A 25,696-nucleotide genomic window follows, 5' to 3' on the forward strand; every position below is an offset into this window, starting at 1 on the left:
TCAGCCGGAGCAGTCGAGCCGGACCATGAAGCAGGTCTTCGACCGGGCTCAGAAGACGCCCGGCTCGATCGTTGTCCTCGATGGCGGTGCCAACCGCGATGCCATCGACGAGGGACTGGCCAAGCGCTCTGACTTGGTCATCATCCCGGTTGCCGACGGTCCCGAGGACCTCGAGGTCGGCGCCGATGACCGGCAGCACATCGAAGAGCTGCTGAAAGGCCAAGTGCCCGTGCGCATCCTGCTGAACCGCTGGCCGGGTCGAAAGGCGGAGCTCGAGCCGTTCCTGAAGGACGAGTACGTGGTGGACTTCATGGCTCGCACCGAAGGCCTGCGGCTGGCCACTATGGTGCCGCGGCTGCGCTCGGCGAAGGCCCTGCTCGACCACAGCAACCCGGAGAGCGGGCCCAACGTGCGCAAGGTTGGTCGCCAGCTACTTGATGAGGTCGCTGGCCTGCTCGGCATTCCGGCCGAACACACGGTATCTCCATAGTGAATAGGGAGTTCATACGATGAACAGCGATGATTTTAACAAATGCAGAGCCTTCCTTGAGGGCCAGATAACCGAAAGCCAGGACAAAAAAGAACTGCTCGACGTTTATCGGCGACTTTTGGAACTCAAAAGCGAGCACGACAAGGCAACAACAAAAGCTGTAATCGAGAAAGAAATAAAGGAAGCTGAGCTTAGAGAAAAGTTTAGCTCAACCGTTCACACACAAAATACACAGCACAATATGGACCTAAATAGGGTCGCGGCGGGCGTTCAGATAAACCGCGACAACCAGCTTTTCGGAGCATACAACGCCACAATCCCTTATTTTTTCCCTACCCATCCGTAAAAATGTGCTTGTATTGCCGCGTATACGGTCGAGGCGAGCACGGCTCGGTGGTTGTGCATCCAGGTAACCCGCGCGGCCGCGCACGGCCGTCATGTAACCGGCGATCGCAGCCGGGACCTTGACAAGCTGTTTTTGACACGTCATATTTGACTGGTCAAAAGCGCTAGAGGTCTCCAATGGTCACTGCTGACTACCCTCCCTATGAGGCTGGCTCGTACGTCAGCACGTACGAAACCGACCTGGGCCAGAAGCTCTGGCCATGGCTGAACAGCGAGGTGAACATCGTTCGCCTTGAGACCGCGTCCAATCTGGGCCGTCCCGCGGCCGAAGCTCTTGACGAACCGCTGCTCGCTGAGTTCGGCGCCGCGATCCTCGACGACCGGGTCAAACAAATGCTGGGGCACATGATTCGTCAGGTGCTCGAGCGCCGGGGCTACGTCATCGACCAGCAAAATGTGAAGGTCACCTCCGGCGCGCCTTTCTCCCGAGCAACCCGCTACAAGCGCCGCGATCAGACGACCTTCCACGTCTTCCGGGCTGGAAACGGGCGTCAAGTCGCACTGACCGCCCGGCGTGACGCGGGAAGCACCCTGCCACCGCCCTCGGGCGGTGACGCCTGGTGGTACGACCGTTCCTTCGATGGTGAGCTTCGCGGCCGCGTAGCGTTCGGGGTTCCGGACTGGAAGAAGGCCTGCGAGGACGTGGCGAAGCAGGGCTTTCACCTCTACCACCAGGAACGCCTGCTCCGCGCAGCGCGCTGAAAAAAAGCCCCGGACAGCGGTGCTCGTCCGGGGCCTTTCTCATTTAACAATTTTGAATGAGAAAATGAGGCTTAGCCTCATCAGAACGGCGGCACGACGTCGCCGCAGCAAGTTGCGAACTCCTCGGTGTTCCGCCCCACGATCGCCGCAGCCTTGGCGTTGTAGGCGCCAAGGCACTCCGTCGAGCACACCCAATGTCCGTTCCTCGCAGGCTCGGGCATCAGCAAACCGCACTCCCGGCACTGACCGCGGATCCACTCCACATCTGGATAGACCTTTTCCGCCCGCTGCTTACGGGCGAGAAAAAGCTGTTCGTTCACCACCCGGTCGAGGTCACGGCGGTGGATGCGCCAGCTCTTGCCAATCTTGATCCCAACAAGGTCACCGGCGGCCAGCCAAGTGCGCACCGTCTTCGGCGTGACCTCCAGCACCTCGGCCGCCTGCTCGGGTGACAGCAGTTCAGTGTTCATCGCGTGTGTCCCTTCAAAGCCGCTCTCTGTGCGCAGAGTGCGCAAACGAACATAAAAGGTCAATAAGTTTTTAAAGGGCTATGAACGCTCATAACGCTGTCAGGGGACCGGCCCGCTCATCCTTCCGGCTTGCACATGCGCGACACATGTGCCATTTATGTGCGGCACATGTGCGTAGCATCCGCAAACTATTGCAGAAGGAGCCTTTTCATGGCCGCAAACCGTGTCGTCGTTTTGGAGAGTGTGGAGGAAAAGCTCCACGAGGGTTGGGCCTTGTGCTTTGAATGGTGCCGGTACGAGTACACTGATGGCACCAGCCATCGTGGATACCGGTTCATCTGGAAGCGCCCCAACGGCCACTACCAGCCTGCCAGAGGGCAGGCGCGGCTACCCTCTGTTGCCATTGCTGTGAAGCTGATCGGCAAAGCCGAGGCCGCGGGCTGGGGCAAGCACGTTGGGGAAATGGACGCTTACGGCGTTGTGGAGTGATCAACGTCGCGAAAGACAGCAGCCATTCGCACCCTGGAGAAGGGGTTGACGGTCCACCCGGCCGTCCCCAGTGAGCACCCAACGCAGAGGGCGCCTACACTTAGAGCGCGGCATTTTGATCATGCTTTAATAGTCTCATTTCCAATGAGAGGAATTTCGCATGATGGAAATGCCGCGCCAGGGGCAGCCTACGGCTGCGTAAGTCGGAACGTTACCCAGGGCCGCCGCTCAGCCCTCTGCTAACGTTGCCAATGCTGGCCAATAGTCTCCAAGTTGAAGCCTGGGTTGAGCGTGCGCCGCGCTTGCAGGTCTGTCATCAGCCGCTTGGTACTCTCAGGGTCACGGCGCCCCACGTTAGCCGCCGCCGCCTTCTCTTCCGGTGTGAGCTGGTCCAGGAAGCGGAAGCCGTTGATGGCCGTGCGCATCATGGCCTCGAGGTCAGGCTGCTGGTCCTTGCGCAGCAGCTGCTTGAGGTCGTTCAGGTCGTAGTTCTGGCCGTTGGAGACCTGCGCGGTGAAGCGCTCGTAGCTCAGGCCGACCTTGCCGGACTTCCAGAGCTTCCACACCGCCAGGGAGCGCACGGTGTCATGGTCAAGCGGACGCTTGCTGATCTCCGCGAGGTCGTACAGGTCGCGAGGCTTGGAGCGCTCGCAGGCCGCCCGGATCTTCTCGGATATGATCTCCTCCACGGCCAGACAGGGCACGTCAACCGGAGTGAAATCGAGCATCCCGAAGTAGGGTTGCGACAGCTGCGGCATGCGCGTGACCGGCAGAACGGGCTGCTCGCGGAAACTGATCTGGATTTTGATGTGGCGTCCAGATGGGTTACCGGCGTGACAGCAGTTCGGATTGATGCCGCACCCGTCCTCGGTCTCGTACCAGTCCCGATCAAGGTCAAGGTCGAAGGTCAGGCCGCGGTAGGGCTCCTGAAGGGCATCGGCGACGGCCAGCGACATCGTGTCGACGTCCATGTCCGAGGCGTTGGTGAAGTCCAGGTCGGTGGACAGGCGCCCTTGCGGCCCGAAGATCATCTTGCGCAGCATCGTGCCACCCTTGAACGCCAGGTGGTCGGCCAAGCCGCGCTCATGCATTAGTTGCAGCAGATGGGTGAGGATGATGTCGATTTCGACGTTTTCGATGTTCCGCGCCCCGGACTGCCGGGACACGAGTTGAAGCTGTTGGGCGGTCAGCATCAGGTCACTTTCTTGGCTCTCATGCCGAACGACCGAACACGGGGAACGTCGGACAGCAACGCATCCTTCGAGATGTGGGCGAGGACGCCCCACTCGCGAACATAACCAATGTCACCGTCTTGTGCATCCTTGCGCCCGACGATGACCCGCGCTGACCGCGGAATCAGGGCGCGCAACCGCTCCCGGGGCGGCCCCTCGAGGGGGCGGCCGACGATGTCGCACAGGAAGCCCAGGCGCTGCGCCGTTGCAACGGAGCCCAGACGCTCCGCGTAGTCCACCAGAAGCTCCGGATCGACCGACCGTGCCCCCCAGACGATGCGCGCGACCTCAGCCGGACCGCCGGACAGGTCCATGCGGTCCACGCAGTCGAGCACCGTCTTCGGACCGTCGGACACCGTGACGCGGCGCCCGTAGAGCTCGCGCTCTTCCCAGCCGAAAAACTTGCTCGACGCCACCTTCACGAAGTGGACGTCGCTGCCCAGGATCTCCCGACTGGCAGCCTGCCTGGTCGCGGCAACGTGGATCGTGAAGGGCTTCTGGGTGGTAAAGCTGTGGAAGGAGGCGGCCGCCCACCAGCCGACGTACGACGGTGACAGCACCGTCGACGCCAGGGCCAGGGCGTTGTTCTCACCGGTGCGCTCAGGACCGTACTCGGCGGGCACCAGCATGTACTTCCCCGGGGTCACCCGCTCCAGCCAGCCCTTCTTGGCCAGACGGGACGCGAGGTTCATGGCCGCGGAAGCGGCCACGTCAGCGATCTCCCGGATGCGCTCGATGGTCACGACGCTCGCCTTCTCCGCCTCGAGCGTGAGCACCACCTGGGCTTCCCGGGGCCCCAAGGTGCGAAGGTCGAAATTCATCGTCCATCTCCAAGCTGGTGATAGATAGGCCATACAATTTAATCTAATGGCATCGCCGTCGCAAGGGCTCTCGATTAATTTGTACAGCCTATCTATCAGCTGGCGATAGGTAGACCGTTGAAATCCATCGCGAGCCCGACCGGTGGAAAGGTGGGGGCTTGGAAGCAGACGCCGAAGCCAATAAAGTCGCTTTGCATGGTCGCCATTGTCTCATTATGCATTTTCCTCATGTGAAAAGGTGAGGCGTCAAAATGAGGAATCAAAGGAGGGGCTCATACAACTTCAGCTCCACTTGTCAGTCGAACAAAAAGAGAACGAAATCCCTTTCCGGGATTGAATCCATTGATGGAGGGGCGAATGAGGAAAGCGTTCGTCTGGCAGCCGTACCGGCGCACCCAGGACGGGGCGTCGCTGCGTCTGGGGCGGCCGGTCATCCGGTTTTCTGAAGAGGCGGCCTGGGTCGAGGCTGAACTCGGCATGGCGGGCGGTGCCGTCGGCGGCTGCATCCTGTCGTACCCGCTGCTCGGCCGCGGCTTCTCCGGGATGGAGATCGTCGGCCAGCCGAAGCTGGTGGCCAAGGTCGGCAAGGTGATGGACAGCCCCGAGGACATCCTGCTCCTCAAGACGCGCACCCGGGGGACCGCATGACCCGCCGTGACGACACCGCGTTCGACAACGCCGATGACGTCCTCGCCTGGCTGGCCGAGGAGCTCGATCGCCTCGCCAAGGGCGGCTTGCCGATCGGCCTGCTGCTGGTCTCGCCGCACCGCTCGAGCACCTGGTCGAGTGCCCGATGACGGCGGAAGCGGCCCGCGAGGTGGCCGCGCGGATTGTGCGCTGAAGATGGAACGGCGCCGAGCCCGAATGGTGAGATGGAGCCTGTTGGCCATCTATGTCGCCACCAGCATCGCTGGCCTGTTCGTTGGCTGGGGACGCTGGTGTGCTGCCACCGCCATCATCGGGGTGGCTGGGATGCTCGCCTACGTTTGGCTGGCCGAGCGCGATGCCTAAGTGGGCCGCTACGACGGTCCGGCGCCGTCGCTTGGTCACTTCGTGAAGCTGGGCCTCACTCATGCCAGCTGCTCGTGCAGCCGGTGCGGCCATGAGGCGAACGTCTCTTCCGCCACCCTGATCGAGCGCCTTGGCGCCGATCGCCCGTTCCCGACGGTTCGGGTGTGCTACTCCCGATGCGGCACCCGCGGGGGCATCTGGCCGAACTGGACGCCGGTGTCGCCGAAGCGGTGAGGCTGAGCCCGGCGGTCATTATGCCATTTCGCCATTTTGCATGAGGAAATGAGAGGCGTGCAATGTCGATGCAGGGTGTTCGGGTCGGACGCTTCATCGTCATGACGGACGAGGACGGTCTTCGTCATGCGGTGAAGCTCGGGACGGTGCTGGCCGTCAGCGACCGGGATGAGTGCCAGGACGAAACCGTCCTCCAACTGCCTGGTGGCCGCGCGGTGACCGTCCGGGCGTCGCTCGACGAGGTGCTGACCTGGCTGGATGGCCCGCGATGACGGACGCCAACATCGACGTCGGCGTGGCGACCGCCGAGGAACTTGCGCAGCTGGCGGCGCACATCGAGCCGGGCCCGCTGAAGGACACCATCAGCGGCTGGTGCATCGTGGCTGTCCGGGTGGCGATCGGAACGGTGCGCACCGTCGAGACAGTGTTGTTCGGCGACACGCCGGAGGGCCGCCGGTGGCTCACGTCGGCGGTCATCGCGGTCGACCTCGACCGTGGCCTAGTGCGAATCCGGAACAGCCTCTACGCCGTCACCGGGCCGTCCGTTGAGCCGTCGGCCGAGGCGAAGGAACGCATCACCACCATCATGATGGCCGAGGCCGTCCGGGCTTTGAAAACCGGAGGCGCTTAGACCCCTAGTCCGGTTTAACCCCCCTGTTTCACCGGGGCTCCGCTGCGGCTGGGATAAACCGCCGGTGGTGCTCATGGCCTCGGTGACATCACCATAACGAACGGGTAGTATCCCGGCTGCTCAAGGATTCCTCAGTGTTGACAAGCAAAATGACCGCCAGGGACTACGACGGGTACAGCCGGGAAGACTTGCTCCGGCTGCTTCGGGAACGTGACGCCGACGAGGCCGGAGGCCTCCGCCTCTCCTACGCCGGGCAGACACCGCCATGGCGCATCATCCGGCGCGTCCAGCCCCGGCGTCAGAAGATCGAGCCAAAGTTCTGCTGGGGGACCGAGGAGGAGCAGGCCTGCAACATGCTCGCCGAGGGCGAGAACCTCCAAACGATGGTCTCGCTCTACAAGTACCGCGGCCAGGTGGACCTGATCGTCACCGATCCGCCGTACAACACGGGCGAGGACTTCCGGTACAACGACCGCTGGGACGAGGATCCGAACGACCCGGACCTCGGCGCCCTGGTCCCCGCCGAGGACGGCTCACGGCACAGCAAGTGGCTGCGCTTCATGGTGCCACGCCTCTGGATGATGAAGGAGATGCTGCGGCCGGGCGGCGTGCTGGCAATCTGCATCGACCACCGCGAGCTCTTCCGCCTGGGCATGGTCCTGGACGAAATGTTCGGCGAGGCCAACCGCATCGCCATCATCAATTGGCAAAAGTCTTACTCGCCGAAGAACAATGTCGGTAAGCGCACCCACGTCTCGACGTCGACCGAGTACGTCTTGGTTTACGCCAAGAACATCGACCGCGCGAAGACCATCCTGCTGCCGCGCAGCGAGGCGATGAACGCGCGCTACAGCTCCATCGACGGGGATCCGGAACCGTGGGCTCCTGGGGATCTGACCGGTCCCGGTGCGGACAGCCACTATGGTCAGGTTTACGCGATCCAGTCACCCTTCACCGGTCAGCTCATGTACCCCGGCGGCGGCCGGTGCTGGGCCGCCGAGCGGCCGCGCATGAAGAAGATGCTCGAGGCGTGGGGGTGTACCTACACCTCCAAGGACCTCGGCGACGGCAAGGCGAAGGCGCTGGTCATCAAGGGTTCTCTGGCCAAAGCCAAGGAAGCCGCGGAGGCGGTCCTCAAGGCAGGGACCTGGCCGGTCGGCTACTGGCGCGACAACGGCTTGGGCAACTTCCGCGTCAAGGTGTACCTGAAGGACGTCAAGAAGGGCGTCGTGCCCATGACCTACTGGGCCGACGAGACCTACGACGAACCCGACGTCCTCGGCACCACCTCCTGGGACCACGAGCAGTCCGGGCACAGCCAGACTGGCTTGAAGGAACTCGACGCTCTGGTCGGCCGCGACCACGGGTTCGAGACCGTGAAGCCGTTGAAGCTCTTCAAGAAGATTATCCAGATCTGGTGTCCGCCGAAAGGAATCGTGCTCGACCCGTTCGCCGGAAGCGGCACCACTGGGCACGCCGTCCTCGAACTCAACGCGGACAACCGCGTGAAGCCGACGACCGGCGAGGCCGCACAAAGCGACACGGCCTCGGAAAACGGCAAGGACGACAAGCAGAAACTGAACAAGGATCGGCGCTTCATCCTCATCGAGCAGGGCCGTCCTGAGCGCGGCGACGCCTACGCGCGCACCCTGACCTGCCTGCGCTTGAAGCGCGCCATCACGGGCGAGCGGGTCACCAAGGAAGGCAAGGTCATCCAGGGTGCAGAGCCTCTGTCGGGCGGCTTCCGCTTCTCGAAGCTGACCACGAAAGTCGACGCTGACGCGGTGCTCACCCTCGAGCGTGAGGAGATGCTCGACCTCCTTCTGACCGCGCACTGGGACCAGCGTGAGCGGGCGTCCTCTCACCTCCGGCGCCTGCCCGCCGGAGAGCATGCCCATCTGTTCGCGATCAGCGCCCGGGGCGAAGGATTCTTCCTCATCTGGAACGGGCCCGACAAGCCGTCCATCCTCGACCGCGTGGCGTTCCGCAAAATCGCCGAGGAGGCCAAGGCCGCGAACCTCACGGCCCCGTACCACGTCTACGCCCGGCAGCTGGTTTACTCGGGTCCGAACATCGAGTTTTACCAGATCCCCGACCGCATCCTGGAGAAGATCGGCTTCAACGATGCGGTCCAGCCGTACTATGCCAACCAAGAAGAATTAGAAGGTGACACTGCATGAGCAGCATTGAACTCCTCCCCTTCCAAGCCCGCGCTGCTCAGCAAATCGTCAACCGCTTCCACAAGCTCCTCACCGATCCGATGCGCCCCATGGTGCACAAGAATTGGGAGGTGCCGTTCTACCAGGCGTTATCGGCGATCACCGGCGCAGGCAAGACGGCCATGCTTGCCGACGCCGTGAGCCAGATCAGAGCCACGTTGCCGGTTCAGCCCATCGTCCTTTGGATTTCCAAGGCCAAGGTTGTCGTCGACCAGACCTACGCCAACTTTGAACCGGGCGGGAAATACAGCCACCTCATCGACCCATCATTCACCGTAAAGTACCTGTCCGAGCTGACACCGGAAGCGATCGGCGACGGCAATACACCGTTCCTAGTGCTGACCACGGTGGGTGCGTTCAACCAGAAGGGCAAGAGCGACGGCACGCTCCGGGTTCACCAGGTCAAGCAGGACAACGGCAACATCTCGCTGTGGAGCGCCCTGGCGAAGCGCAAGGCGGGCTCGGGTGAGCGGCGGCCGCTGATTGTCGTGTACGACGAGGGCCACAACCTGGCCGACCAGCAAGTCGACTTCCTGTTCGAGCTCGAGCCGGATGCCATTCTGGTCGCGAGCGCGACCCTGAAGACGCCGGGCAAGCTCGGCAAGATGATCGACCGCCTCAAGGACCATGGCTGGTCGGACAAGCCGCTGGACGACACCAAGGAGGAAACGTTCGCCTGCCTGGTCACCGCTGTGCGCAGCAAGGCGGTGGTGGACCTTGGCTTGGTCAAACGCCAGATCGTGCTGGGTGGCTACACGTCGATCATGGAAACCATGATCGACGATATGATGCAGACCATCGGCGTGGCCAGCCAGAAGGCGAAGGACCTCCAGGCCGGGTTCGAGCCCAAGGCGATCTATGTCTGCCTGACCAACAAGAGCCAGGACGACGGCAGCATGGACCTGCCGTCCAAGCCGTTCGAACAGCGAAAAGCGGCTCCGATCCTCATATGGCGCTACTTGGTCGACCAGAAAAAGGTCGATCCGGAGTCGATTGCCGTCTACTGTGACCTGAAGTTCGACCGCTCGGAGAACCCTCCGCCCCCCGACTTCAAGCTCTTCTCGGGCGGTGACCAGGACTTTGCGGCCTTCACGGCGGGCAATTACAAGCACATCATCTTCAATCAAAGCCTGCAAGAGGGTTGGGACGACCCGGCGGTGTGCTGCGCCTACATCGACAAGTCGATGGGCTCGGCGATCGAGGTCGAGCAGGTTATCGGGCGCGTCCTGCGGCAGCCCGGGGCGAAGCATTTCCCCGACCCCGACCTCAACACCGCCTCCTTCTTCATTCGGGTCGACAACAAGCAAGAATTCCCCAAGATCCTCAAAGCGGTGCAGAAGAATCTTGGGTCCGAGATGCCCGAGGTGAAGATTGAAGGGTACGTCGATCCTAAAGACCGACAGCGAGCTCATCAGGCTCCGAAGAAGAAGAAATTCATTCCGGAGATCCACACGGACGCCAGCGATGCTGTCGGCCCGCTGAACCAAGCCGTGGCCGACCTCCACGACTACACGAACGACACCAAGCACACGGTCGGCAAAGGGGCTATCCAGCAAGCCGGAATGGAGATCGCGGGCGGCGGCAAGGCCGACGTCATCGAGCTCGACACGCCTCATTCCAACCGGGTGATGGCACGCTGGATCATGCGCCGCGAGATGCTCAGCTTGTACCCCGACGTCGCAAAGGCCATCGACTGGTCGGATCGGCGCTTCGATGCGCGCATCGAGATCACCAGCCCGGCCGCCGCGGCCCTACGCAGGGAGGCGGAGTCCATCGTGGACATCTACCTCGACAACAGCGAGCTGATGTTCGAGGAGGAGAACCTGTACACGGTCGGCGCGGTGCACGTGAACCCGCACAAGGCGCAGCACTTCGACAACGCCCTTCATGACGCCTACGACCTGAACCCGCTTGAGCTCGAGGTCGCTGAGGCCATCGACGCGACCGGTCTGGACTGGGCCAGGAACCCGGTGAACGGCGGCTACTCGATACCGCTCTTGCACAAGGGCGACAGCCGCCACTTCTTCCCAGACTTCCTGGTCTGGAAGGATGATCTGGTGTTCGCGATCGACCCGAAGGGGGCCCACATCCTGCTCAAGGATGCCGGGGTGAAGCTGCTGAACATCCGGGACGAGAGGGGGCAGCGGAAGGTTCTGGTCCGTCTCCTCGCCCGCGGCCGCTGGAACGAGCAGGTGCAGTGCCTGAACGAGAAGGACGGCTTCACGGTGTTCTCGGTGACGAAGTCGACCAGCAAGCTCAAGGCACAGCACGTGGCCACGGTGGCCAAGGCTGTTGAGGCCGCTCTGAAAGCCTAACTTGGGACACGACACGAATCCCACATAGCCGTTCCCGTCGTCAGGGCGTCCTCATGGATACCCCGGCGACGGGCTACCAGCGTGCCCGGCGCCGCGCGACGCGGCGCTCGGCACCGCACACGCCCAGGCGCATCAGCAGAAGGTCACGGCTCACCTTGTAGACCTGCGTGGCCCGGGCGTGCGTCATTCCTGTCTCGACAATGTGCATCGCCGCCTCTTCGGAAATGAGGAGCGCCGGGCCGAGCCAGTTGGCCTCGTCCTCGATCGTCCGGTCGAAGTTCCGGCAGCCATGGTCATCGAGTGGCGGCGATGGCGGATGGCCAAGGATGCCGTGCGCCAACTCATGGGCCAAGTTGGCGGCCTGCCGGTTGGGATGATGGTTGTCGTTGTGAACGATCAGTCTGCGCGTGCCGTGGAACACCGTCGCCGCGGAGAAGACGGATTGACCCGATCCTGAGAAGTAGGCCAGGTGCTCGGCCGCCATCACCGCGGCGAACTCCGACATGGGCACCACCGGAATGGCCAAGTGCTCGGCCAGCTGCCAAGGGCAGAGCGGGTCGTGCGCGGCGAGGCCGAGCTCTTTGCGGAACTCCCGGGCGTAGTCGTTGGCCTCCTTCTTGAAGCCGCGGCGGAGCGTCATTCCGTCAGTCCCTCCTCAGCCTTTCGTATGCGGACTTGAGAAGGGCTTCAAGGGCCGAGGCGCCCTCCTCGGAGAGATTGGGGTCCGCGCGCAGATAGGCCGTGATCTTCGCCAACGAGTCGGCCTCGGATGGCCGGTGCCCCTCGACCCGCACGAAGTCGTCGGCGTGAAGGCCAGACCAGGCCAGCAGGGCGGCCAAGCTGTCGACGTCCGGCCTCTTGCCTTGAGCCATCCGTGTCAGGGTCGACGCGCTGACCCCCGAATCCTCCGCGACCTTTTTCCATGTGAGCTTCTTCGACAACCCTGCCCGCCTAAAGGCGGTATCGCCCATCCTGGAGATTCTCATGTCGTTTGTCGCTGCCCTTCTCGCCGTCGCCCTCAGCGCCCTTCTTGCTTGGACGGTTAACCTGGTGTTCCCGATCGATCCCTTCTGGGCGCTGTTCCTTGCCTTTCAAAGCGCCTACTGGGGCTTCAGGGCAGGCATGCTTCTCTCCAACAAAGACTGACGGGCGGCGGTCGCCACCAGCAGCTCGCCAAGGAGCGATCGTTTGCCGGAGGGCGCCAGTATCGCCCTCCCACCTTGCACCTGCACGGCAAACCTACCGTGACCGCGACCGATACCCCCAAGGCCAAGCGAGCGGTGCCGGTCACATCTCCGCCGGAAGGCTTGCCGCACCTCCGCCGAGCCTTTGGTGGGTGAAATCACGACGCCGGATAGAGGCCATCCCCTCCTGCTTCGGTGCGAAGGGGACATTGGGCGCGGATGATACATCCACCGCAGCCCACCGTGAGAGCCACCCAAGACGTCCTTGGAGGCGAGTAAACGTACGGGCCATGGCCCAAGAAGGTTTCCCGTGCACCTGTCTCCACGCATCAGCACCATCTTCGGTGGGCGAAATCACGCGGCCGGTCCTTGGGGGTGCTGGTCAGAGCTGAATGGATGGTGGCGCGCACCAGACGGCGCCGACGTCAGCCTAGTGGTGTGCCCCGGACAGAGCTTTCCGTGGATTGTCCAAGGAACGGCAGGCGTTTTCGGGCGGATGAGGTGGAAAGGTGATGACGACGGTGCAGATCATCGCTGGATTCCTGCTTCTGGTCGCGGCGGGCGCGGCCGTTCTCTACGGCCCGCCGACGGTCCGAGCAATGCGCCTGCTCCACCGGAACCAGCGGGAACGCAAAGCGCTCCTGTGCCGCCTCGACGAGCTTGAACGGCAGCTATCCCCCTCAGAAGGGCCTGGGTCACGCCCCTCCGCGGGCAACGGTGCGGACGGGTAGCGCGCCGGGCGGGTTGCGAAAACCCGCCCCCATCGGATCGTGCGGGGCGCCCCAGGATCTGGAAAATGCGCCCCGGTGTTGTGCATGTAATTATAGATATATGCCGCCACGCGGCACAGCCAGTAAAACAAAAGACACAGCATGCTAACGAAAAATTTCTCCAGACGTTCGTCGCCTTTTGGAAAACGAACCAAAATACAATGCGGAGAACGAGGCGAACTCGCTCTCGACAACGTCGAGGTTCAGGGGGTACATATGGAAGATGTCATTTGTCCGGCCGACATTCTGGCTGGAACTGCGGCTACTGGCGCGACCATCATCGACAACGACATCGCGGTTTCAGACGGGCTCGCCGACCTGGAGCGCATCGGCCGCCACGCGCGCGTGTTCATTGACGGGATGGCGAGTGGCGGCTGGCAGCTGGGCGGGCTCAACGTCTACAAGGCATCGACCAGCCAGCCGGACACCGGCCAGTCAATACGTGACCTGCTCGCCGACCTGCGCGCGACCGCCGAACTCGCCGTCCAGGCGACCGGGCGCGGCGCAACCGTCTCCATCGACTTCGCCGACACCCGTCAGGCCGTCGACATCCACGCCGAATTCGACCTAGTCGACGACGAGGCCCAGGACCCGGCCCTCTACGACGAGCACCAGGACATGCTCAACCGCCTCGCCGAGACGCTCTACGGCCGCGCTGCCTCTGGCGGCTGGCTTGATGGCGTCGAGTCGATGTCGGCCAGCTGCCGCGTGGAACCGGTGTCGGCCCACGAACAGGCTCGTGCCTTCCGGACGCTGAGCCAGCAACGCGCTGCGTAGCCTTCCCGGCGGCCGCGGCGGCGATCGCCGCCCTTGCCAACTGCCGCGGCCCCCGTTGACTGACCGTGTGGCGCGGGCTGCACCGCTTCGTCACGCATGACGATCCGGAGAAGTGCTGGCGGGTTTCGCCGCGGCGGCTTCGAGCGTCATCACGCGCGCCCGGAGTTCTTGGATCTCGCCCTCGAGTCGGGCCTGAGCCGCCTCGGCCGCGGCGGCGCGCTGCTCCGCCGCCTGCCGATCCGCGGCCTCGTGCTCGGCACGGCGGTCAGTCGCTTTCACCAGATCTTCGAGCCGCGCCACGGCTGCACGGGCAGCCTCCAACTGAGCCGTTTGCTCGGCCGCGGCGGCCTGAGCGGTGGCCAGCGCGCCGGTGGCGGTGGTGAGCTCGGCGCGAAGATCCTTTTCGGTCTGTTTGCCCGCGGCGATCGCCGCAGCGAGCTCGTCGCGCAGGCCGCGCTCGGTCTGACGGGCGCGCTCCAGGTCGGCCGCGAAGGCGTCGGCACGGCCTCGCGCTTCCGCGGCCGCCGCGACGGCGTCCTCGACCCGCGCCTCAGCTTCGCGCGCTCGGGTTTCAGCGGCGGTGGTGAGCGTCACCTGGGTCTTCAGCTGGTTGTCCAGATCGCTCGCGACCGCCGTGGCCACCGCGACGTCGGCCTGAGCCTGGGTGAGCTCGTCCTGAAGGCGGTCGATTTCGGTGCGCAGCCCGGCGATCACGCCCTCCTTTTCAGCATTCAAGGCGTCGTAGTCGCGGGCGAGTTCGGCGCTCCGGCGGGCCTCGCGCTCGGCAGCATCTTTGTACCCCGTCACCTCTTCGGCGGCCTCACGACGCAGGCGCTCGGTCAACCGCTGGGCCATCTGCCTCGCAAACATCAGCGCGGCATCCTGCTCGTCGGGCGAAAGCTCCACGTCGCGGGCCTCGACACGGGCGCGCTGGCGCTCCTCCCAGCTGGTCACGTAGCGGCTGATTGTCGTCATGCTGCCGCGCCCAACCCGCTGAAGGACGGCACGCCGGGTCACCTCCGCCCCCTCAGCAACCAGCTGGTCGCAGGCCGCATGAACCTCGGTCTCGGTTACGCGCTCACCCGCTTCGAGCCGGAAAACATTCTCCTCGCCAGCCATAGCGCCCTCCGATCAATAACGGTGATATCCGTTATTGTTACAATATCGTCGTTACGATAACGCCGTCAATATCCGCGTCACACATGACGATCGGCCAGTGAGCGCACACCGGCGCGGTCGCCGGAGCCGTTCCAGCGAAGGAAAACGACGGGGATGGGTCAGTAGTGCGCCGAGGTGGCAAGGTCGGTGTCGACCGGCGGGGCCACCTGGGGCGGGGAGGCCGTACCACCCCGGCCGCGGTGTGCCAGAATGCGGTCAACAGCGGCTTGGTCGGCGGGGGAGAGTTCGACGTTGGTGACGACGATCGGTGGAATCCGGAGGGCGGCGGCCACGGCGACTTGGCGGCGGAATTCGTCGGAGCCGGTGACTTCGATGGCGCCCCACCCCCGGCGGTCGGCGGCAGCCAGAATCTCACGGACGCCGACATCGTCAGTGCGACCGTGGAGCTCTACGCGGTCGCCGGTGTCGATCAGCTTGGCGCCGGTGACGAGAGTCAGGGTGACTGTTCCGGCGCGGCGATCGATGTCGATCCACCTGATGTTGCGCACTACGGACGGCGGCAGCCAGCCGGTGTCGTACGCTTGGCGGAGCAGCCCGGCGCGCCATGCCGCACGCCGGGCTGAGTCCTCTTGAGGATCCCAGGGCGGGCACTCGACGGCCCATGCGGGCCCTGGGCCGCGGCGCAGGCGTTCGGTCACCTGGCGGAGATCCTCGGTCCCGCGCCGCGTGAGGGCTTCGCGAGCTCGTCCAGCAGCCGCACGACCACGGAAAGCTGCCCCTCGATGCGGATTTGGCGCTCCTCGAGGCGCACTACCGCCTCCGCGGTGGCCCGGACCGTGTCCGCCACGTCCTGAAGGCTGTCCTGCTCGCTCTGGGACGGCGTGGAGAGTTCCGCCAGCTGGGTCTCGACCCGATCCACCGTGACCGCCGTCCGAAACAGGGCGAACTCGGCCGCCGACATACCCCGCCGGTCGCGGGCCCTCAGCGTGTCCATCGTCTGCTCGTCCGTCACCGTGCCGTCCAGGAGCGACGCCAGCTGCGACAGTGACCACGGCAGACGGCTGATGGTCGCGCGGCGCGGCGGTGCTGACGGTGACGGGGGCGTTGTCTTTGCGTTTTCCTTGGCGGGGGGCGTTTCCCTCTTCCACGGCCACATTGGCGTCCTCCATCTGCGGTTCCTGGGGGGTGGAGATGACCTCCGGGGCATGCTGCTCCAGCCAAGCGCGCACTTCGGCGCCCCGGCGGGCCTCGATGACCGGCAGGTCGGTCAGCACGTCGGCGAGGAGGGTACGGACCTCGGCAGCCCTCAGCTGAAGGCGCTTGGCGACGCTGGCCACGCCGCCGCCATCCCGGCCCGCGGGGTCCACGACGACGGGGCCACGGGTGCCCATCGCCAGCACCAGACCGGCCTCTTCGATGACGGCGCGGAAGGCCGCGCCGCCCTGGCCGGGCTCGGCGGCCGCCGCGACGTCGCGGGCGTCGCGCAGCGTATCCAGGGCGTGGAACGGGTTGCGCCCGACGCGCTCGTCCGCCCGGCGCTCGGCGTCCGGCAGGGCCGTGCGCGCGGCCTCGTCCTCGCACAAGCCCGCGGCGACCATTCCAGCGGCAACATGCTCGAGGCCGTGGGCCCGGCACCAGCGCGCCACCGCGTTGTTGTGGCGGCCTTTGGTCAGCGGGTGCCCGAACTCGACTTCCAGCTGGCGCGCGATGCGCTCGTTGATGACGTAGTGCTTGAAGGGGGAGATCTTGCGGCCCTCGAACGTCCGCTCCGGCGTGGCGGCGTGCTCATGATCCGCCCGGTCACCAGCGCGCGCGCGGACGGCTTGGCGGCTGTTCTTGGTATGGCGCACCCTGGCCAGCGGGTGGTCGTCCGGCAGCCCGTAGGCCGCGGCGAAGAGCGCCCAGGCGCGGTCCCACTGCTCATCGGTGAGCGGTCTGGCGGGGCTGATCGAGATGCTCCAGCTGCCCTCCCTGGAGGATTTCGCCAGCGCGCGCCCCAGGTCGATCGTCCGCTTCACGCTGCCGTCGCCGGTGACCTCGCATACGGCCTCGTTCTTCTCGCCATTCAGGAGGTGGGCGAGGAGCTTCGAGCCGTCGGCGGCGCTGGCCGCTCTGCGCGAGGCCTTGATGATCATGCGGGCTGCATCTCCTCGACGCCGAGCGTGGCCAGGATCTCGCGCTCGATGCGCTTGATGGCGACCGCGGCGTCCGCGATGGCGGCGCCGTCTGGCGCAGGGGTCTCGCCCGCCTTGAGGGCCACGTTCAGCGCGCGGGCGATCTGATTCACGTTGTTGCCGACCCGGCCGAGCTCGCCGAGAAGCCGCTGGAGGCTCTCGACGCGCGGATCCGGCGGCGGCAGCCGGACGCGAGCGACCGGTCCGAGGGCGGCCTGGCGCAGGTAGTCGGACGGCGTCAGCCCCGCCGAAGCGGCCCGCTCGCCCAGCAGGCGCTCCTCGGCCTCGTCGAGGCGCACGAGGACCTGAAGGCGGCGCTGGCGAGTTTCAGTGCCGCGGCGGCGGGCGGGGGCGTCATGCGTGACGATGGCGGTGTCTGGCATGGTCGGCGTCCTGGTCTGGGACTTGGTCGGCTTGGGTGGGGGACCACGGGGGAGGGCTTGCCCTCCCCCTGGCCAGCTGGGGGCGCGGATAGCGCACCCATTGGCTGGCTTTCTTTGCTTTCTTTGCTTTGAAGCTACGGGGGACGGATGCAAGCCACAGCCACCTGTTCGACGGGCCAGAAGGCGACGGCATCGGCACCCCTGCGGCGTTCTGCTGCTGACGATCGTTGACTTGAGGAGGGACCAGGATGAGCGATGAGAAGAGAGCACCAGGGGACGCCGGTCTGGCGGCGGTGGAGGCCGCCATCGCCTACGGCGGTGGGCTCTACGGCGAGCTGAAGGTAGAGGACTTCAACGCCGCCTTCGACCACGTCGTCTCCCTGCTGGAGGATGCGGCAACCCTGTTTGCCAAGGGGGCACCCAACACGGCCGCGTTCTTGGCCATCACAGCGATTGAGGAGACGGCCAAGGCCCACGTCGCCATCTTTCGGAAGGACCTCGCCGAAGGGCGAGCCAAGGGCCGAGACCCCCTGCTCGACCACAAGGCGAAGCACCGCATGGCCATCACGCCGACGGTGTTCATGGGCGAACGGCTGGTGCAGGCGCTTGGTCGAGACGCCTGCGCGCGGTTGCAGACGGAGGCCGAAGGTGGCGGCTTCACCGCGACGCGCGAGGCAGGCCTCTACTGCGCCCGGGTCAACGGGCGTTTCACCACACCACGCGCGGCCGTACCTCCGGAGCGCGCCTGGGAGCTGTTGCTCCTGGCCATCGAAACGCTGGACGACGCCTTGATCGGCTACTCCGATCACTCGCTAACCCGGGCCGATCATGTCGCGTCCCTCTTCGAGAGGATCGCCGCCGCGAAGCCCGGTGGAAGCGGACACGGGGACGTCGTCGACACTCCGGCGCCGTGAGGCGGCCGGAACGGAGGCTGCTGGCGGGCAGGGGCGCCAAGGTGCAAGCCCGCGGTGGATGCTTGCAAGGGAACCCCGCGGCGGGGGATGGAAGAGGAAGGGGGTTAAGGCTGAGCTTCGCAGAGTAGATGTAGGGAGGACCTGTACGGTTCCTTCAGCGGGCGCGGAGCGCCAGCAGACGCGCCGCGTCTGGCGTCGGCAGCCCCAGCTCCGCGGCGACCGCGCCCCAGGTTCGGCCGGACTCCCGCAAGGCCTTCGCCTGGTGGGCGCGATGCTGGGCGTTCCCTTCGTACTCCGCGCGACTCTGACCGGTGTGGGCGGCCCGCCAGGCTTCACGATCCCGGCGTCGCTTCTCACCGTCGTCGATGAGCCGCGTCATGCGGCCCATCTCGTCGCCGGAAATCCGCAGCTGCTGGATCATGCGGTCCTTGCGGTAGGTCCAGACGGGCGCACGCCCCTGCGCGTCACGCTCCCCGGCCGCGGCGCGCTTGGCCCGTTCCAGCAAGCTCGACGTATGCCGGTGGAACTCCCCGCCAACGTAGTCCGCGGGGAGCAGGATGCGCGCCCACGCCTGCACCTCGTGCCACAGCTGGCCCACCGGAATGACCATAGCCAGCTGGCAGGCGCCGAAATGGCCGAACAGGTCGCGCTGGCCAGGCTCGACGATGCCACCGGGATAGCGGAGTTCGGCGAGCGTGCGGAGGTCCTCAAGGACGCCCCAGTGCCAGTCCTCGCGGCAGAACGCGCGTTGGCTGCCTCGGCGGCGTTCCTCGGCTTCCCGCTGGGCCCGGCGCCGGGCCTTCTCCTGGGAAAGGATGCGGATCTCGGCCCGGCGCTCCTCGGCCCGTTGGCGGAACTCGCGGATTTGGTCGAGGCTGTACGGCAGAACCTCGTCCGCGAAGGAATCGAAGTCGTAGGTGACCGGCTGGCCACCCTGGTCGTGCGACCACAGGACGCGAGCGACCACGCCACTCTTGGAATTCACGGTGCCGATGACCCGCAGGATACGGCTCATGTCCACCGCGGCCGGGTCGGCGCCGAAGTCGCTGAACAGGCGAACAAGCGCCCGATTGACGGCAACCGCCCGCCCGGCGGCGGCGCGGGGGATGGGCGCGGACCAGAAATACTTGAGATAGATCCCCCGCCCGCTGCCGATGATCCGGGTCGGAAGCGGGATGCCTTCGTCGCGGCAGTGCAGAACCAGCAACCCGGCGATTTGCGCGGCCGTCAGACCGCGCAGGCGCTCGGCGCGATAGGTGTCGAGGTCGACGTAGGCGTGCGTCGCGTAAGCCAAGTGCATGGCCCGCCGGGTCGGCCCGGTGAAGAATGCCTGGCTCATGTAGGTGTCGACATCACGCCGGACGTGGCCGAGGACGAAATCCAACTTCTCGAGCGTGTAGGCCTTCTGGGCCAGCCCTCCGCCCTTGAGCCTGCGGTTCAAGGTCCACCACCCCCAGCCAGGCAGGACGCGCGGCTCGACCGGATCGAGCTCAACCGGGAATTTGAGTTGGATGCCAGCAGACATGCCGCCGCCTTCCGCGCCTATCCGAGCACGGATCTGAAAAGCGGCAAAAACACTCCGCGGGCGGACGCAGCATCACTGCCAAAAGGTCCCGACGGCGCTGTGGGCGCGCTGATTCGAGAACGACTGGCCCTTTCAACGTTATGGCAGGCGTTGGCCATTGTCCAGCGACCGACCAGCCCTGACGCGACGGCCGCGGCGAGTCGCCTCGGCGCCAGGATCGGTTCCGCGATTCGGCCCACAGGGCCGCCGGTTATCCCGGGGAGTCTGGTCACGCGGTGTGGGGAGTCTAGTCACGCGAATCGGGGTTATCCCGGGGAGTCCTGTCACGAATCTACAGGTATAGAATCTACAGGTTATCTATAGGGTGCGTGACAAGACTCCCCGTTGACGCGATACCCTCGTCCCCAGCACTCTCATGGTCGGGCAACGGAGAGGCACATGGCCGGAATTCACCAGCTGGTCATGCAGTTTGGCGAGGATGAAGCCAAACGCCGCGTGCCGGAAGAGTGGCGTGACGTGGTGCCGATCGCTGCGCACGTCCTCGCCGACGACGCCATGAAGCGGGCCTTTTCCTACTCCGGCTTCGCCCTGACGGCGTTTCCGTACAAACAGATTCCAGCAACGGACAGCTGGGAAAAGGTCGGGCACCACGTCACCCTCGTGATCGATCCCGGGTCAATCCGGGTGCGGAAGCGCACCCGCCGGTTCGGCGTTCCATACGGGTCCTACGCCCGACTGCTCATGATCTACCTCCAAACGGAGGCGGTCATGACGAAGTCAAACGTGGTTCCCTTGGGCAGCTCGTTGCGCAGCTTCATCGAAGGCCGCCTGCGAATCGGCTGGGGCAGCGAAACCGGCGAACGAGTCCTTGACCAGATTCACCGGCTGGCCGCCTGCTCCATGAAGTTCTTCTGGGATCTGCCTGGCGGCGGCAGCCGGTTTGAAGCCACCCACATCATCCGCGCTGGGATGTTCGGCAACATTAGCAACAGCGACGAGGCTAACGGTGACCAGGGGCGCCTATGGGACGACCACGTCGCTCTTGACCCCGCCTTTGTGAAGCACCTGCTTGAACACAAAGTTATGCTGCAAGACGAGGCGATCCGCATGCTGCACAACGAGCCGGTCGCGCTCGACGCCTACGTGTGGCTGGCCTACCGGATGCGGGCGATCCGCCACGAAGAGCCGATCACCTGGGCGGCGCTGCGCGGTCAGTTCGGCCCGAACTACAAGGAAACGCGCCAGTTCAAGCGGCGCTTCGAGCCTTGCTTGCGCAAGGCCATTGCCGCCTACCCGAACGCCATGGTCGACATCCGTCCCGAAGGCGTCGTGCTGCGACCGAGCGACCCGCCAGTGCCGCCGCGGGGGGCGTGACAAGGCTCCCCATTTCCTTGTCATCCATCCCGAATTCCTTCTCGAAAGCATAACCGGCTGTCTCCGCCGTGTGCACCTTGGGCACAGCGCCAAGGCAGAACCGAGGATTTCCGAGGCCGGTTGGCCCCGTTGCGGACGCCCACCCGCCCGCGATGGGGAGTCTTGTCACGCCTTCCGCCGGTCAGCCTTCCACCTTGTCCTTGCCACCCCCCTTGCCCACAAGGAGATCGAATTGGATGACAAGGAAATGGGGAGTCTTGTCACGCTGCCACGGCTGCGCTGTTTGGCTTCCCGACGACCGTCGGCGAGCCGGAGCTGCGGCGGGTTGAAGGGGTGGTGACGGACCGGTTGGCCGCCTACCGGCGAGGCAACGGTGTTGACGAATGGTTCCATGTCGATGCCGCTGTCCGTCCTGCGCACGCTGCCCGGCTTCACCGGCCATCCGGTGGAGATCGCCCCGGCGGTGACGCTTCGCGGCCCGAAGGCGGCGACCTGGGACGATCATCGGGAGATCGGCGACCGGCCCTTGCCTACCGTTGGCGCGTCTGGCTGTTCCGCGTCGAGGACTTGGCCATCCCGACCGGGCACCCGCACGTTGGGCGCTTGAAGCTGTCCTGTGGCGCGCCGTACGACGGGGTGCTGAAGTACAACTTCACCTACAACCCGTTCGTCATGCACGTCATCGGCGGCTTCGAGCTTCCGGACGACCGCCCCCGCGCCGTCGTGAACGCGAGTTTGAGGCGCACTGGCGCGACGCCATGAGCGCGTTGGAAGCGGGGCCGGACGTCCAACCCCTCGGGTGGCTGCGTCCTGAGACCAGGGTCGAAGCCGTCTGCCGACTTCTGCTGCGCCAAGGGTTCTCCGTGTTTGACGTGACGTGCCCGAGGATGCCTCGGTGAGCAGGACGCCGGGCGGCGGCCGCTACGCCTTGGCCGTGGGCACGGACTGAGTAGCAGAGGGGCAGAACATCTCACGGGGCTCTGCTACCCAGCGTCACCTGGCAGGTGCGTTCGTGTGGCGTGGATCAGGCGCCCCGGGATTCAAGCTCCGTGCTAAGGGCGAGGATGGCGTCATTGATGCGATCCAGCGCCCGCGCGCCCGCAGGGGTTATGTTCGGGCCGAGGATTTCAGCACAGTTCTTGTACGTGTCTTTGAGGTTATCAACCTCTTTTTGCAAAACGGTTGTAGCGCGCTGGTCAGGCGGAGGTAATGACATGATGGAGTCCTCTTATGCGTGTTGAAGCCGAATTATGCGAATAACGGTCGTGTTGTTCAATAATTTGCTGCAATTTTCCCATGTTGCTGCGCGGTCCCGAAGCTGGACCTTGAAACGCAAAGGGAGGCTGCCTGGCAGCCTCCCTCCGATCGTGCTGTCAGCCCGCCCCGCCCGGTCACAGGACGGCGAGCGCCTCCTCGGCCAGCTCGATCAGGCGGCGCAGCTGCTTCGCGTCGAGGCCGCCGAGCATGGCCGTGAGGATGTCGGCGTCATCGGCAGCCTCCTCCTCTTCCTCCTCCTCGACCTTCTCGTAAACCGCGCCGCTCTTGAAGACCGGATCCTCGGGGATGCGGACGCCGGTCTCGGCCACGCGGTAGCCCGCCTCAGCCATGACCGCCTTGACCGCCATCCCGACGAACTGGCGGACCGGCATCTCCTTCACCTGCGTGCCGAAGCGCGCCAGCAGCTCGCTGCTGATGTAGGCGACCGAGGGCTCGCCCTCCTCAGCGCCCTGAATCAGGAGGTCGCGCGTGTCCGGTTCCTTCAGGAACTCCCAGATCGGCTGACCGTCCTTCAGGGTCTTGGCCGCGCGACGAATCTTTCGTGACGCACCGCTGTCAGATACCATGAGTTCAGACTCCTGTTGTGGGGCGCCCGCTCTAACGGATCCCCGGGGGTTTAGGGTGGGTGCAGGTCTATTACACCTGCACCTGCCTGCACATGCCAATGTCGGCCGGTGAGACAGGGTGAATCTGCATTAATGTTTGCGTTGATCTCTGTCAACCATATTCTGTAGCGCGGTGGCGCTGTGCCAAGGCGATCCATGTGGGAAGGTGCATGGGCTGTCCCGCCGAGCGCCGCCGGGTTAGGTCGCGATAAATAGTCTTCTCACGGGTGAAGGCGGACACGGGGAGCAGAGGGCAAGGTGACGAACGACGAAGGCACGGCGGCGGGCACGGCCCCCGGGGCGGAGAGCCTCCCGGCGCCCCCGGACGCGGCAATGGCGCTTCCCCGGCCGGATCTCACCGATCTGGTGGACGGTGCCCGCGCGTACATGGCGGCCGCGACGAGCCCGGCAACCCGCCGGGCCTACGCCGCCGACTGGCGGATCTTTCAGGCTTGGTGCGACCGGCACGGGCTGTCCGCGCTGCCGACCGAGCCCGCGGCGGTCGTGCTGTTCCTGACCGCCGAGGCGACGGCCGGACGCAAGGTCGCGACCATCGAGCGGCGGCTGGCCGCCATCGGCTATCATCACCGCGCCGCCCGCCTGCCCGCCCCGACCGCCATGCCGGGCGCGCTCGACATCGAGCGGGCGCTCAAGGGCATCCGCCGAACCCATGGGGTCGCCCCGGCGCAGAAGGCGCCCGCCACCGCCGAGCTGGTGGAGCGCATGGTGCGGGCGATCACCGGTGACGGCGCGCGCGACCTGCGCGACCGCGCGCTGCTCACCTTTGGAATGGCCACGGCGCAGCGCCGGTCGACGCTCGCCGCCATCCGGGTCGAGGATCTGACCTGGGCGAAGGACGGCGTCGAGCTGCGGATTCCGCGCTCGAAGACCGACCAGGAAGGGCGCGGCCGCGTCATCGGCGTGCCACGGGGGCTGCGGCTCCAGCCGGTGCACCACCTTGAGGCCTGGATGGAGCGAGCAGGCATCGCTGGGGGCTTCCTGTTCCGGCGCGTTCTGCGTGGCGGCCGGGTGCTTGAACAGGGCATGAGCGGCGAGGCCATCGCTCTGGTCGTTCAGGAACGCGCCGCCGCCGCGGGCCTCGACCCGGCCCAGTTCGGTGGCCACAGTCTGCGCGCGGGATTCTTGACCTCAGCGATCGACAGCGGTGCCGACCTGTTCCGGGCGGCGGATCAGTCCGGTCATCAGAGCCTAGACACCCTGCGCGGCTACGTCCGACGGCGCGAGCTTTTCAAAAAGCACGCCGGTGCAGGATTCCTTTGATGAGGTAATGGCGATCTCACGTTGCCGACATCGCCCGGGTCTACAATGAGGTCTGCCCATCGGCGTCCGAGCGCTCCGAGGAGATCGCCGCGCCGCTAGGTGCTATCGTGGCCTGGACGCGCGACAAGAAGCCAGCCTTCGCTTTCGCTTTGTGGCTGTGGCCGCTCCGGGCGCAGAACCGCGGGACGTGGCATCCTCCACGCAGTGAAGCCAGCCGTCTTCGCTGAAACGAGCTGGCGATAGAGGCCGCGGCCGGGTGGCCGAACCGTGTCGAGGGAGTCGCCCTCTTCGAGGGTTTCCAAACCGGATTTCAGGTCGACGGCCGGACCCTCTCCCCAGACGAGTTCTACGAGTTGAGCTATCGGCAATACGATGCCCTTGCGTGCCCTGTGGTGGGTGCGCGCGGCCACCTGTACGTCGACCAGGTTGCGGGCCAGACCCGCTCGGCCGACGTCCCGGAAAACTGCTCAGCTCTATTTTTCATGAGAAAATTTTGCTCATTATGAACGGTGCCACGGTGCTATTATCACATGATAAAATGGGAAAAATATGGCATAAGGGCGTGACGAAGGAGTTCTTGGACATGGCCAAGCCGAAGAAAACTGCCGCACCGCCGCCGCCGAGCGACTTCGGCGACATCGCCGAGGCGTTCGCCAATCCCTCGCGCCCCCGCACCCGGACAAAGCCCGAGGTTCCGACCGAGCCGGTCGCCCCAGAGGCCGTTCAGATGGTCGCTCAGGCGGCTCCCGACGCGGCTGTGGCACCGCAGTCCGTTCCGGCCGTCACAACGCCAGAAGAGCCTGCCCGTGGCCGCGGGCGGCCTAGGGCCGCCCGTGAGGTGAAGAACGTGACCTACAGCATCGGCGTCGACCAAGCTCAACGCCTCGACCGCATCGCTGCGGCGGAATGGGTTCGCACCGGCCAGAAGACCTCGCCGTCGGAGATCCTGCGCTCCTTGCTTGATCGGGCCTTTGACCAACTGGGCGACAGCACCGAGGTCTTGAAATGATGAAGGTGATCGCCGTACTCGGCCGCAAGGGTGGCGGCGGCAAGACCGCCTGCTCGCACCTCCTGTCGCTGTCCTTCGGCTTGGCCGGGTACAAGCCGGTCCTCATCCAGACCGACCTGCGCGGCTCCACCCCACCAATGTCGGCGCCGGGGCGGCCGTACTGGTTGTTTGGTCTCGACGCCAGTCAGCCGGAGCAGTCGAGCCGGACCATGAAGCAGGTCTTCGACCGGGCTCAGAAGACGCCCGGCTCGATCGTTGTCCTCGATGGCGGTGCCAACCGCGAT

31 protein-coding genes are annotated in these 25,696 nt (G+C 65.3%); 20 read left to right on the forward strand and 11 right to left on the reverse strand.

The genetic code is table 11. From position 1 onward, the window contains the following. The 3 genes from ACFPMG_RS18840 to ACFPMG_RS18850 form a co-directional block, all read left to right on the forward strand. A partial coding sequence (locus tag ACFPMG_RS18840) for a hypothetical protein (protein ID WP_376996608.1) occupies window positions 1–490 on the forward strand: 490 nt, incomplete at its 5' end. Between the two features lie 19 nt (window positions 491–509). Continuing rightward, window positions 510–836 carry a hypothetical protein gene (locus tag ACFPMG_RS18845; RefSeq protein WP_376996609.1) on the forward strand — a complete coding sequence of 109 codons (327 nt, stop codon included), beginning with the start codon at window positions 510–512 and terminating at the stop codon, window positions 834–836. A gap of 176 nt (window positions 837–1,012) precedes the next feature. Then, the gene (locus tag ACFPMG_RS18850) at window positions 1,013–1,597 is read left to right on the forward strand and encodes a hypothetical protein (RefSeq protein WP_376996610.1); all 585 of its coding nucleotides are present in this window, start codon (window positions 1,013–1,015) and stop codon (window positions 1,595–1,597) included. Between the two features lie 80 nt (window positions 1,598–1,677). Here the strand turns inward: ACFPMG_RS18850 and ACFPMG_RS18855 are convergent, their stop codons facing one another. Then, a complete protein-coding gene (locus ACFPMG_RS18855; protein WP_376996611.1) occupies window positions 1,678–2,067 on the reverse strand; it encodes a helix-turn-helix domain-containing protein in 390 nt (129 codons plus the stop codon). A 210-nt stretch (window positions 2,068–2,277) separates the two neighbouring features. Between ACFPMG_RS18855 and ACFPMG_RS18860 the strand changes: the two genes are divergently transcribed. Continuing rightward, on the forward strand, window positions 2,278–2,556 hold the full coding sequence (locus ACFPMG_RS18860) for a hypothetical protein (RefSeq protein ID WP_376996612.1): 279 nt from the start codon (window positions 2,278–2,280) through the stop codon (window positions 2,554–2,556). A gap of 239 nt (window positions 2,557–2,795) precedes the next feature. Here ACFPMG_RS18860 and ACFPMG_RS18865 read toward each other — a convergent pair whose 3' ends face one another. Together ACFPMG_RS18865 and ACFPMG_RS18870 are read right to left on the reverse strand one after the other, a co-directional pair. After that, window positions 2,796–3,749: a nucleotidyl transferase AbiEii/AbiGii toxin family protein gene (locus ACFPMG_RS18865; protein WP_376996613.1), complete on the reverse strand. Its 954-nt coding sequence runs from the start codon at window positions 3,747–3,749 to the stop codon at window positions 2,796–2,798. Further along, window positions 3,749–4,609, reverse strand: a complete 861-nt coding sequence (locus ACFPMG_RS18870; RefSeq protein WP_376996614.1) for a type IV toxin-antitoxin system AbiEi family antitoxin domain-containing protein — start codon at window positions 4,607–4,609, stop codon at window positions 3,749–3,751. Before ACFPMG_RS18870 ends, ACFPMG_RS18865 begins: the two co-directional genes overlap by 1 nt. A 357-nt stretch (window positions 4,610–4,966) precedes the next feature. On the opposite strand from ACFPMG_RS18870, the gene ACFPMG_RS18875 reads away from it, so the two are divergent. The 7 genes from ACFPMG_RS18875 to ACFPMG_RS18905 all read left to right on the forward strand — a co-directional run bounded on the left by ACFPMG_RS18875 (window position 4,967) and on the right by ACFPMG_RS18905 (window position 11,019). Continuing rightward, a complete protein-coding gene (locus ACFPMG_RS18875; protein ID WP_376996615.1) occupies window positions 4,967–5,257 on the forward strand; it encodes a hypothetical protein in 291 nt (96 codons plus the stop codon). Further along, a complete protein-coding gene (locus ACFPMG_RS18880) occupies window positions 5,254–5,406 on the forward strand; it encodes a hypothetical protein (RefSeq protein ID WP_376996616.1) in 153 nt (50 codons plus the stop codon). The genes ACFPMG_RS18875 and ACFPMG_RS18880 overlap by 4 nt, the downstream gene beginning before the upstream one ends. A gap of 67 nt (window positions 5,407–5,473) precedes the next feature. Continuing rightward, a complete protein-coding gene (locus ACFPMG_RS18885) occupies window positions 5,474–5,620 on the forward strand; it encodes a hypothetical protein (RefSeq protein WP_376996617.1) in 147 nt (48 codons plus the stop codon). 296 nt (window positions 5,621–5,916) lie between these two features. Then, window positions 5,917–6,126: a hypothetical protein gene (locus ACFPMG_RS18890; protein WP_376996618.1), complete on the forward strand. Its 210-nt coding sequence runs from the start codon at window positions 5,917–5,919 to the stop codon at window positions 6,124–6,126. After that, complete coding sequence (locus ACFPMG_RS18895) at window positions 6,123–6,485, forward strand: hypothetical protein (RefSeq protein WP_376996619.1); 363 nt, start codon at window positions 6,123–6,125, stop codon at window positions 6,483–6,485. The genes ACFPMG_RS18890 and ACFPMG_RS18895 overlap by 4 nt, the downstream gene beginning before the upstream one ends. A 149-nt stretch (window positions 6,486–6,634) precedes the next feature. Next, entirely contained in the window at window positions 6,635–8,665 is a 2,031-nt protein-coding gene (locus tag ACFPMG_RS18900) for a site-specific DNA-methyltransferase (protein WP_376996620.1), read from the forward strand. Beyond that, window positions 8,662–11,019 carry a DEAD/DEAH box helicase family protein gene (locus ACFPMG_RS18905; protein ID WP_376996621.1) on the forward strand — a complete coding sequence of 786 codons (2,358 nt, stop codon included), beginning with the start codon at window positions 8,662–8,664 and terminating at the stop codon, window positions 11,017–11,019. The genes ACFPMG_RS18900 and ACFPMG_RS18905 overlap by 4 nt, the downstream gene beginning before the upstream one ends. A gap of 73 nt (window positions 11,020–11,092) precedes the next feature. On the opposite strand, the gene ACFPMG_RS18910 is transcribed toward ACFPMG_RS18905, so the two are convergent. Further along, window positions 11,093–11,659: an ImmA/IrrE family metallo-endopeptidase gene (locus ACFPMG_RS18910; RefSeq protein WP_376996622.1), complete on the reverse strand. Its 567-nt coding sequence runs from the start codon at window positions 11,657–11,659 to the stop codon at window positions 11,093–11,095. A gap of 4 nt (window positions 11,660–11,663) precedes the next feature. After that, window positions 11,664–11,990, reverse strand: a complete 327-nt coding sequence (locus tag ACFPMG_RS18915; protein WP_376996623.1) for a helix-turn-helix domain-containing protein — start codon at window positions 11,988–11,990, stop codon at window positions 11,664–11,666. Between the two features lie 13 nt (window positions 11,991–12,003). Here ACFPMG_RS18915 and ACFPMG_RS18920 point away from each other — a divergent pair, with 13 nt between their 5' ends. Then, the gene (locus ACFPMG_RS18920) at window positions 12,004–12,165 is read left to right on the forward strand and encodes a hypothetical protein (protein WP_376996624.1); all 162 of its coding nucleotides are present in this window, start codon (window positions 12,004–12,006) and stop codon (window positions 12,163–12,165) included. A 1,024-nt stretch (window positions 12,166–13,189) separates the two neighbouring features. After that, window positions 13,190–13,750, forward strand: a complete 561-nt coding sequence (locus ACFPMG_RS18925) for a hypothetical protein (RefSeq protein ID WP_376996625.1) — start codon at window positions 13,190–13,192, stop codon at window positions 13,748–13,750. A 90-nt stretch (window positions 13,751–13,840) separates the two neighbouring features. Here ACFPMG_RS18925 and ACFPMG_RS18930 read toward each other — a convergent pair whose 3' ends face one another. The 3 genes from ACFPMG_RS18930 to ACFPMG_RS18940 form a co-directional block, all read right to left on the reverse strand. Beyond that, window positions 13,841–14,869: a DNA-binding protein gene (locus tag ACFPMG_RS18930; RefSeq protein WP_376996626.1), complete on the reverse strand. Its 1,029-nt coding sequence runs from the start codon at window positions 14,867–14,869 to the stop codon at window positions 13,841–13,843. A gap of 158 nt (window positions 14,870–15,027) precedes the next feature. Further along, the gene (locus ACFPMG_RS18935) at window positions 15,028–17,004 is read right to left on the reverse strand and encodes an LPD7 domain-containing protein (RefSeq protein WP_376996627.1); all 1,977 of its coding nucleotides are present in this window, start codon (window positions 17,002–17,004) and stop codon (window positions 15,028–15,030) included. Then, complete coding sequence (locus ACFPMG_RS18940; protein ID WP_376996628.1) at window positions 17,001–17,426, reverse strand: plasmid mobilization protein; 426 nt, start codon at window positions 17,424–17,426, stop codon at window positions 17,001–17,003. Before ACFPMG_RS18940 ends, ACFPMG_RS18935 begins: the two co-directional genes overlap by 4 nt. Before the next feature lie 248 nt (window positions 17,427–17,674). Between ACFPMG_RS18940 and ACFPMG_RS18945 the strand changes: the two genes are divergently transcribed. Beyond that, window positions 17,675–18,340: an AbiV family abortive infection protein gene (locus ACFPMG_RS18945; RefSeq protein ID WP_376996629.1), complete on the forward strand. Its 666-nt coding sequence runs from the start codon at window positions 17,675–17,677 to the stop codon at window positions 18,338–18,340. 154 nt (window positions 18,341–18,494) lie between these two features. On the opposite strand, the gene ACFPMG_RS18950 is transcribed toward ACFPMG_RS18945, so the two are convergent. Further along, a complete protein-coding gene (locus ACFPMG_RS18950; protein WP_376996630.1) occupies window positions 18,495–19,865 on the reverse strand; it encodes a hypothetical protein in 1,371 nt (456 codons plus the stop codon). A 438-nt stretch (window positions 19,866–20,303) separates the two neighbouring features. Here ACFPMG_RS18950 and ACFPMG_RS18955 point away from each other — a divergent pair, with 438 nt between their 5' ends. From ACFPMG_RS18955 to ACFPMG_RS18965, 3 genes are all read left to right on the forward strand, one after another. Then, entirely contained in the window at window positions 20,304–21,239 is a 936-nt protein-coding gene (locus ACFPMG_RS18955; protein WP_376996631.1) for a replication protein RepA, read from the forward strand. A 391-nt stretch (window positions 21,240–21,630) separates the two neighbouring features. Further along, window positions 21,631–21,846, forward strand: a complete 216-nt coding sequence (locus ACFPMG_RS18960) for a hypothetical protein (RefSeq protein WP_376996632.1) — start codon at window positions 21,631–21,633, stop codon at window positions 21,844–21,846. Then, window positions 21,843–22,001 carry a hypothetical protein gene (locus ACFPMG_RS18965; RefSeq protein WP_376996633.1) on the forward strand — a complete coding sequence of 53 codons (159 nt, stop codon included), beginning with the start codon at window positions 21,843–21,845 and terminating at the stop codon, window positions 21,999–22,001. Before ACFPMG_RS18960 ends, ACFPMG_RS18965 begins: the two co-directional genes overlap by 4 nt. Window positions 22,002–22,263: 262 nt before the next feature. Here the strand turns inward: ACFPMG_RS18965 and ACFPMG_RS18970 are convergent, their stop codons facing one another. Both ACFPMG_RS18970 and ACFPMG_RS18975 read right to left on the reverse strand, forming a co-directional pair. After that, on the reverse strand, window positions 22,264–22,455 hold the full coding sequence (locus ACFPMG_RS18970; protein ID WP_376996634.1) for a hypothetical protein: 192 nt from the start codon (window positions 22,453–22,455) through the stop codon (window positions 22,264–22,266). Between the two features lie 175 nt (window positions 22,456–22,630). Continuing rightward, a complete protein-coding gene (locus ACFPMG_RS18975) occupies window positions 22,631–23,083 on the reverse strand; it encodes a hypothetical protein (protein ID WP_376996635.1) in 453 nt (150 codons plus the stop codon). A gap of 297 nt (window positions 23,084–23,380) precedes the next feature. Between ACFPMG_RS18975 and ACFPMG_RS18980 the strand changes: the two genes are divergently transcribed. From ACFPMG_RS18980 to ACFPMG_RS18990, 3 genes are all read left to right on the forward strand, one after another. Next, window positions 23,381–24,403: a site-specific integrase gene (locus tag ACFPMG_RS18980; protein WP_376996636.1), complete on the forward strand. Its 1,023-nt coding sequence runs from the start codon at window positions 23,381–23,383 to the stop codon at window positions 24,401–24,403. A 583-nt stretch (window positions 24,404–24,986) separates the two neighbouring features. Beyond that, the gene (locus ACFPMG_RS18985) at window positions 24,987–25,412 is read left to right on the forward strand and encodes a hypothetical protein (RefSeq protein WP_376996637.1); all 426 of its coding nucleotides are present in this window, start codon (window positions 24,987–24,989) and stop codon (window positions 25,410–25,412) included. Next, window positions 25,409–25,696, forward strand: a 288-nt coding sequence (locus ACFPMG_RS18990; protein WP_465252027.1) for a hypothetical protein, incomplete at its 3' end; no start/stop codon positions are given. The genes ACFPMG_RS18985 and ACFPMG_RS18990, both read left to right, overlap by 4 nt.

This window comes from Azospirillum himalayense (genome assembly GCF_042657465.1).
GTDB lineage: Bacteria > Pseudomonadota > Alphaproteobacteria > Azospirillales > Azospirillaceae > Azospirillum > Azospirillum himalayense.

Bases quoted from the DNA above. Each gene is read 5' to 3' on its own strand.
- ACFPMG_RS18845 (WP_376996609.1), top strand. From the start codon at position 510: ATGAACAGCGATGATTTTAACAAATGCAGAGCCTTCCTTGAGGGCCAG.
- ACFPMG_RS18850 (WP_376996610.1), top strand. From the start codon at position 1,013: ATGGTCACTGCTGACTACCCTCCCTATGAGGCTGGCTCGTACGTCAGC.
- ACFPMG_RS18855 (WP_376996611.1), bottom strand. From the start codon at position 2,067: ATGAACACTGAACTGCTGTCACCCGAGCAGGCGGCCGAGGTGCTGGAG.
- ACFPMG_RS18860 (WP_376996612.1), top strand. From the start codon at position 2,278: ATGGCCGCAAACCGTGTCGTCGTTTTGGAGAGTGTGGAGGAAAAGCTC.
- ACFPMG_RS18865 (WP_376996613.1), bottom strand. From the start codon at position 3,749: ATGCTGACCGCCCAACAGCTTCAACTCGTGTCCCGGCAGTCCGGGGCG.
- ACFPMG_RS18870 (WP_376996614.1), bottom strand. From the start codon at position 4,609: ATGAATTTCGACCTTCGCACCTTGGGGCCCCGGGAAGCCCAGGTGGTG.
- ACFPMG_RS18875 (WP_376996615.1), top strand. From the start codon at position 4,967: ATGAGGAAAGCGTTCGTCTGGCAGCCGTACCGGCGCACCCAGGACGGG.
- ACFPMG_RS18880 (WP_376996616.1), top strand. From the start codon at position 5,254: ATGACCCGCCGTGACGACACCGCGTTCGACAACGCCGATGACGTCCTC.
- ACFPMG_RS18885 (WP_376996617.1), top strand. From the start codon at position 5,474: ATGGTGAGATGGAGCCTGTTGGCCATCTATGTCGCCACCAGCATCGCT.
- ACFPMG_RS18890 (WP_376996618.1), top strand. From the start codon at position 5,917: ATGTCGATGCAGGGTGTTCGGGTCGGACGCTTCATCGTCATGACGGAC.
- ACFPMG_RS18895 (WP_376996619.1), top strand. From the start codon at position 6,123: ATGACGGACGCCAACATCGACGTCGGCGTGGCGACCGCCGAGGAACTT.
- ACFPMG_RS18900 (WP_376996620.1), top strand. From the start codon at position 6,635: ATGACCGCCAGGGACTACGACGGGTACAGCCGGGAAGACTTGCTCCGG.
- ACFPMG_RS18905 (WP_376996621.1), top strand. From the start codon at position 8,662: ATGAGCAGCATTGAACTCCTCCCCTTCCAAGCCCGCGCTGCTCAGCAA.
- ACFPMG_RS18910 (WP_376996622.1), bottom strand. From the start codon at position 11,659: ATGACGCTCCGCCGCGGCTTCAAGAAGGAGGCCAACGACTACGCCCGG.
- ACFPMG_RS18915 (WP_376996623.1), bottom strand. From the start codon at position 11,990: ATGGGCGATACCGCCTTTAGGCGGGCAGGGTTGTCGAAGAAGCTCACA.
- ACFPMG_RS18920 (WP_376996624.1), top strand. From the start codon at position 12,004: ATGTCGTTTGTCGCTGCCCTTCTCGCCGTCGCCCTCAGCGCCCTTCTT.
- ACFPMG_RS18925 (WP_376996625.1), top strand. From the start codon at position 13,190: ATGGAAGATGTCATTTGTCCGGCCGACATTCTGGCTGGAACTGCGGCT.
- ACFPMG_RS18930 (WP_376996626.1), bottom strand. From the start codon at position 14,869: ATGGCTGGCGAGGAGAATGTTTTCCGGCTCGAAGCGGGTGAGCGCGTA.
- ACFPMG_RS18935 (WP_376996627.1), bottom strand. From the start codon at position 17,004: ATGATCATCAAGGCCTCGCGCAGAGCGGCCAGCGCCGCCGACGGCTCG.
- ACFPMG_RS18940 (WP_376996628.1), bottom strand. From the start codon at position 17,426: ATGCCAGACACCGCCATCGTCACGCATGACGCCCCCGCCCGCCGCCGC.
- ACFPMG_RS18945 (WP_376996629.1), top strand. From the start codon at position 17,675: ATGAGCGATGAGAAGAGAGCACCAGGGGACGCCGGTCTGGCGGCGGTG.
- ACFPMG_RS18950 (WP_376996630.1), bottom strand. From the start codon at position 19,865: ATGTCTGCTGGCATCCAACTCAAATTCCCGGTTGAGCTCGATCCGGTC.
- ACFPMG_RS18955 (WP_376996631.1), top strand. From the start codon at position 20,304: ATGGCCGGAATTCACCAGCTGGTCATGCAGTTTGGCGAGGATGAAGCC.
- ACFPMG_RS18960 (WP_376996632.1), top strand. From the start codon at position 21,631: ATGTCGATGCCGCTGTCCGTCCTGCGCACGCTGCCCGGCTTCACCGGC.
- ACFPMG_RS18970 (WP_376996634.1), bottom strand. From the start codon at position 22,455: ATGTCATTACCTCCGCCTGACCAGCGCGCTACAACCGTTTTGCAAAAA.
- ACFPMG_RS18975 (WP_376996635.1), bottom strand. From the start codon at position 23,083: ATGGTATCTGACAGCGGTGCGTCACGAAAGATTCGTCGCGCGGCCAAG.
- ACFPMG_RS18985 (WP_376996637.1), top strand. From the start codon at position 24,987: ATGGCCAAGCCGAAGAAAACTGCCGCACCGCCGCCGCCGAGCGACTTC.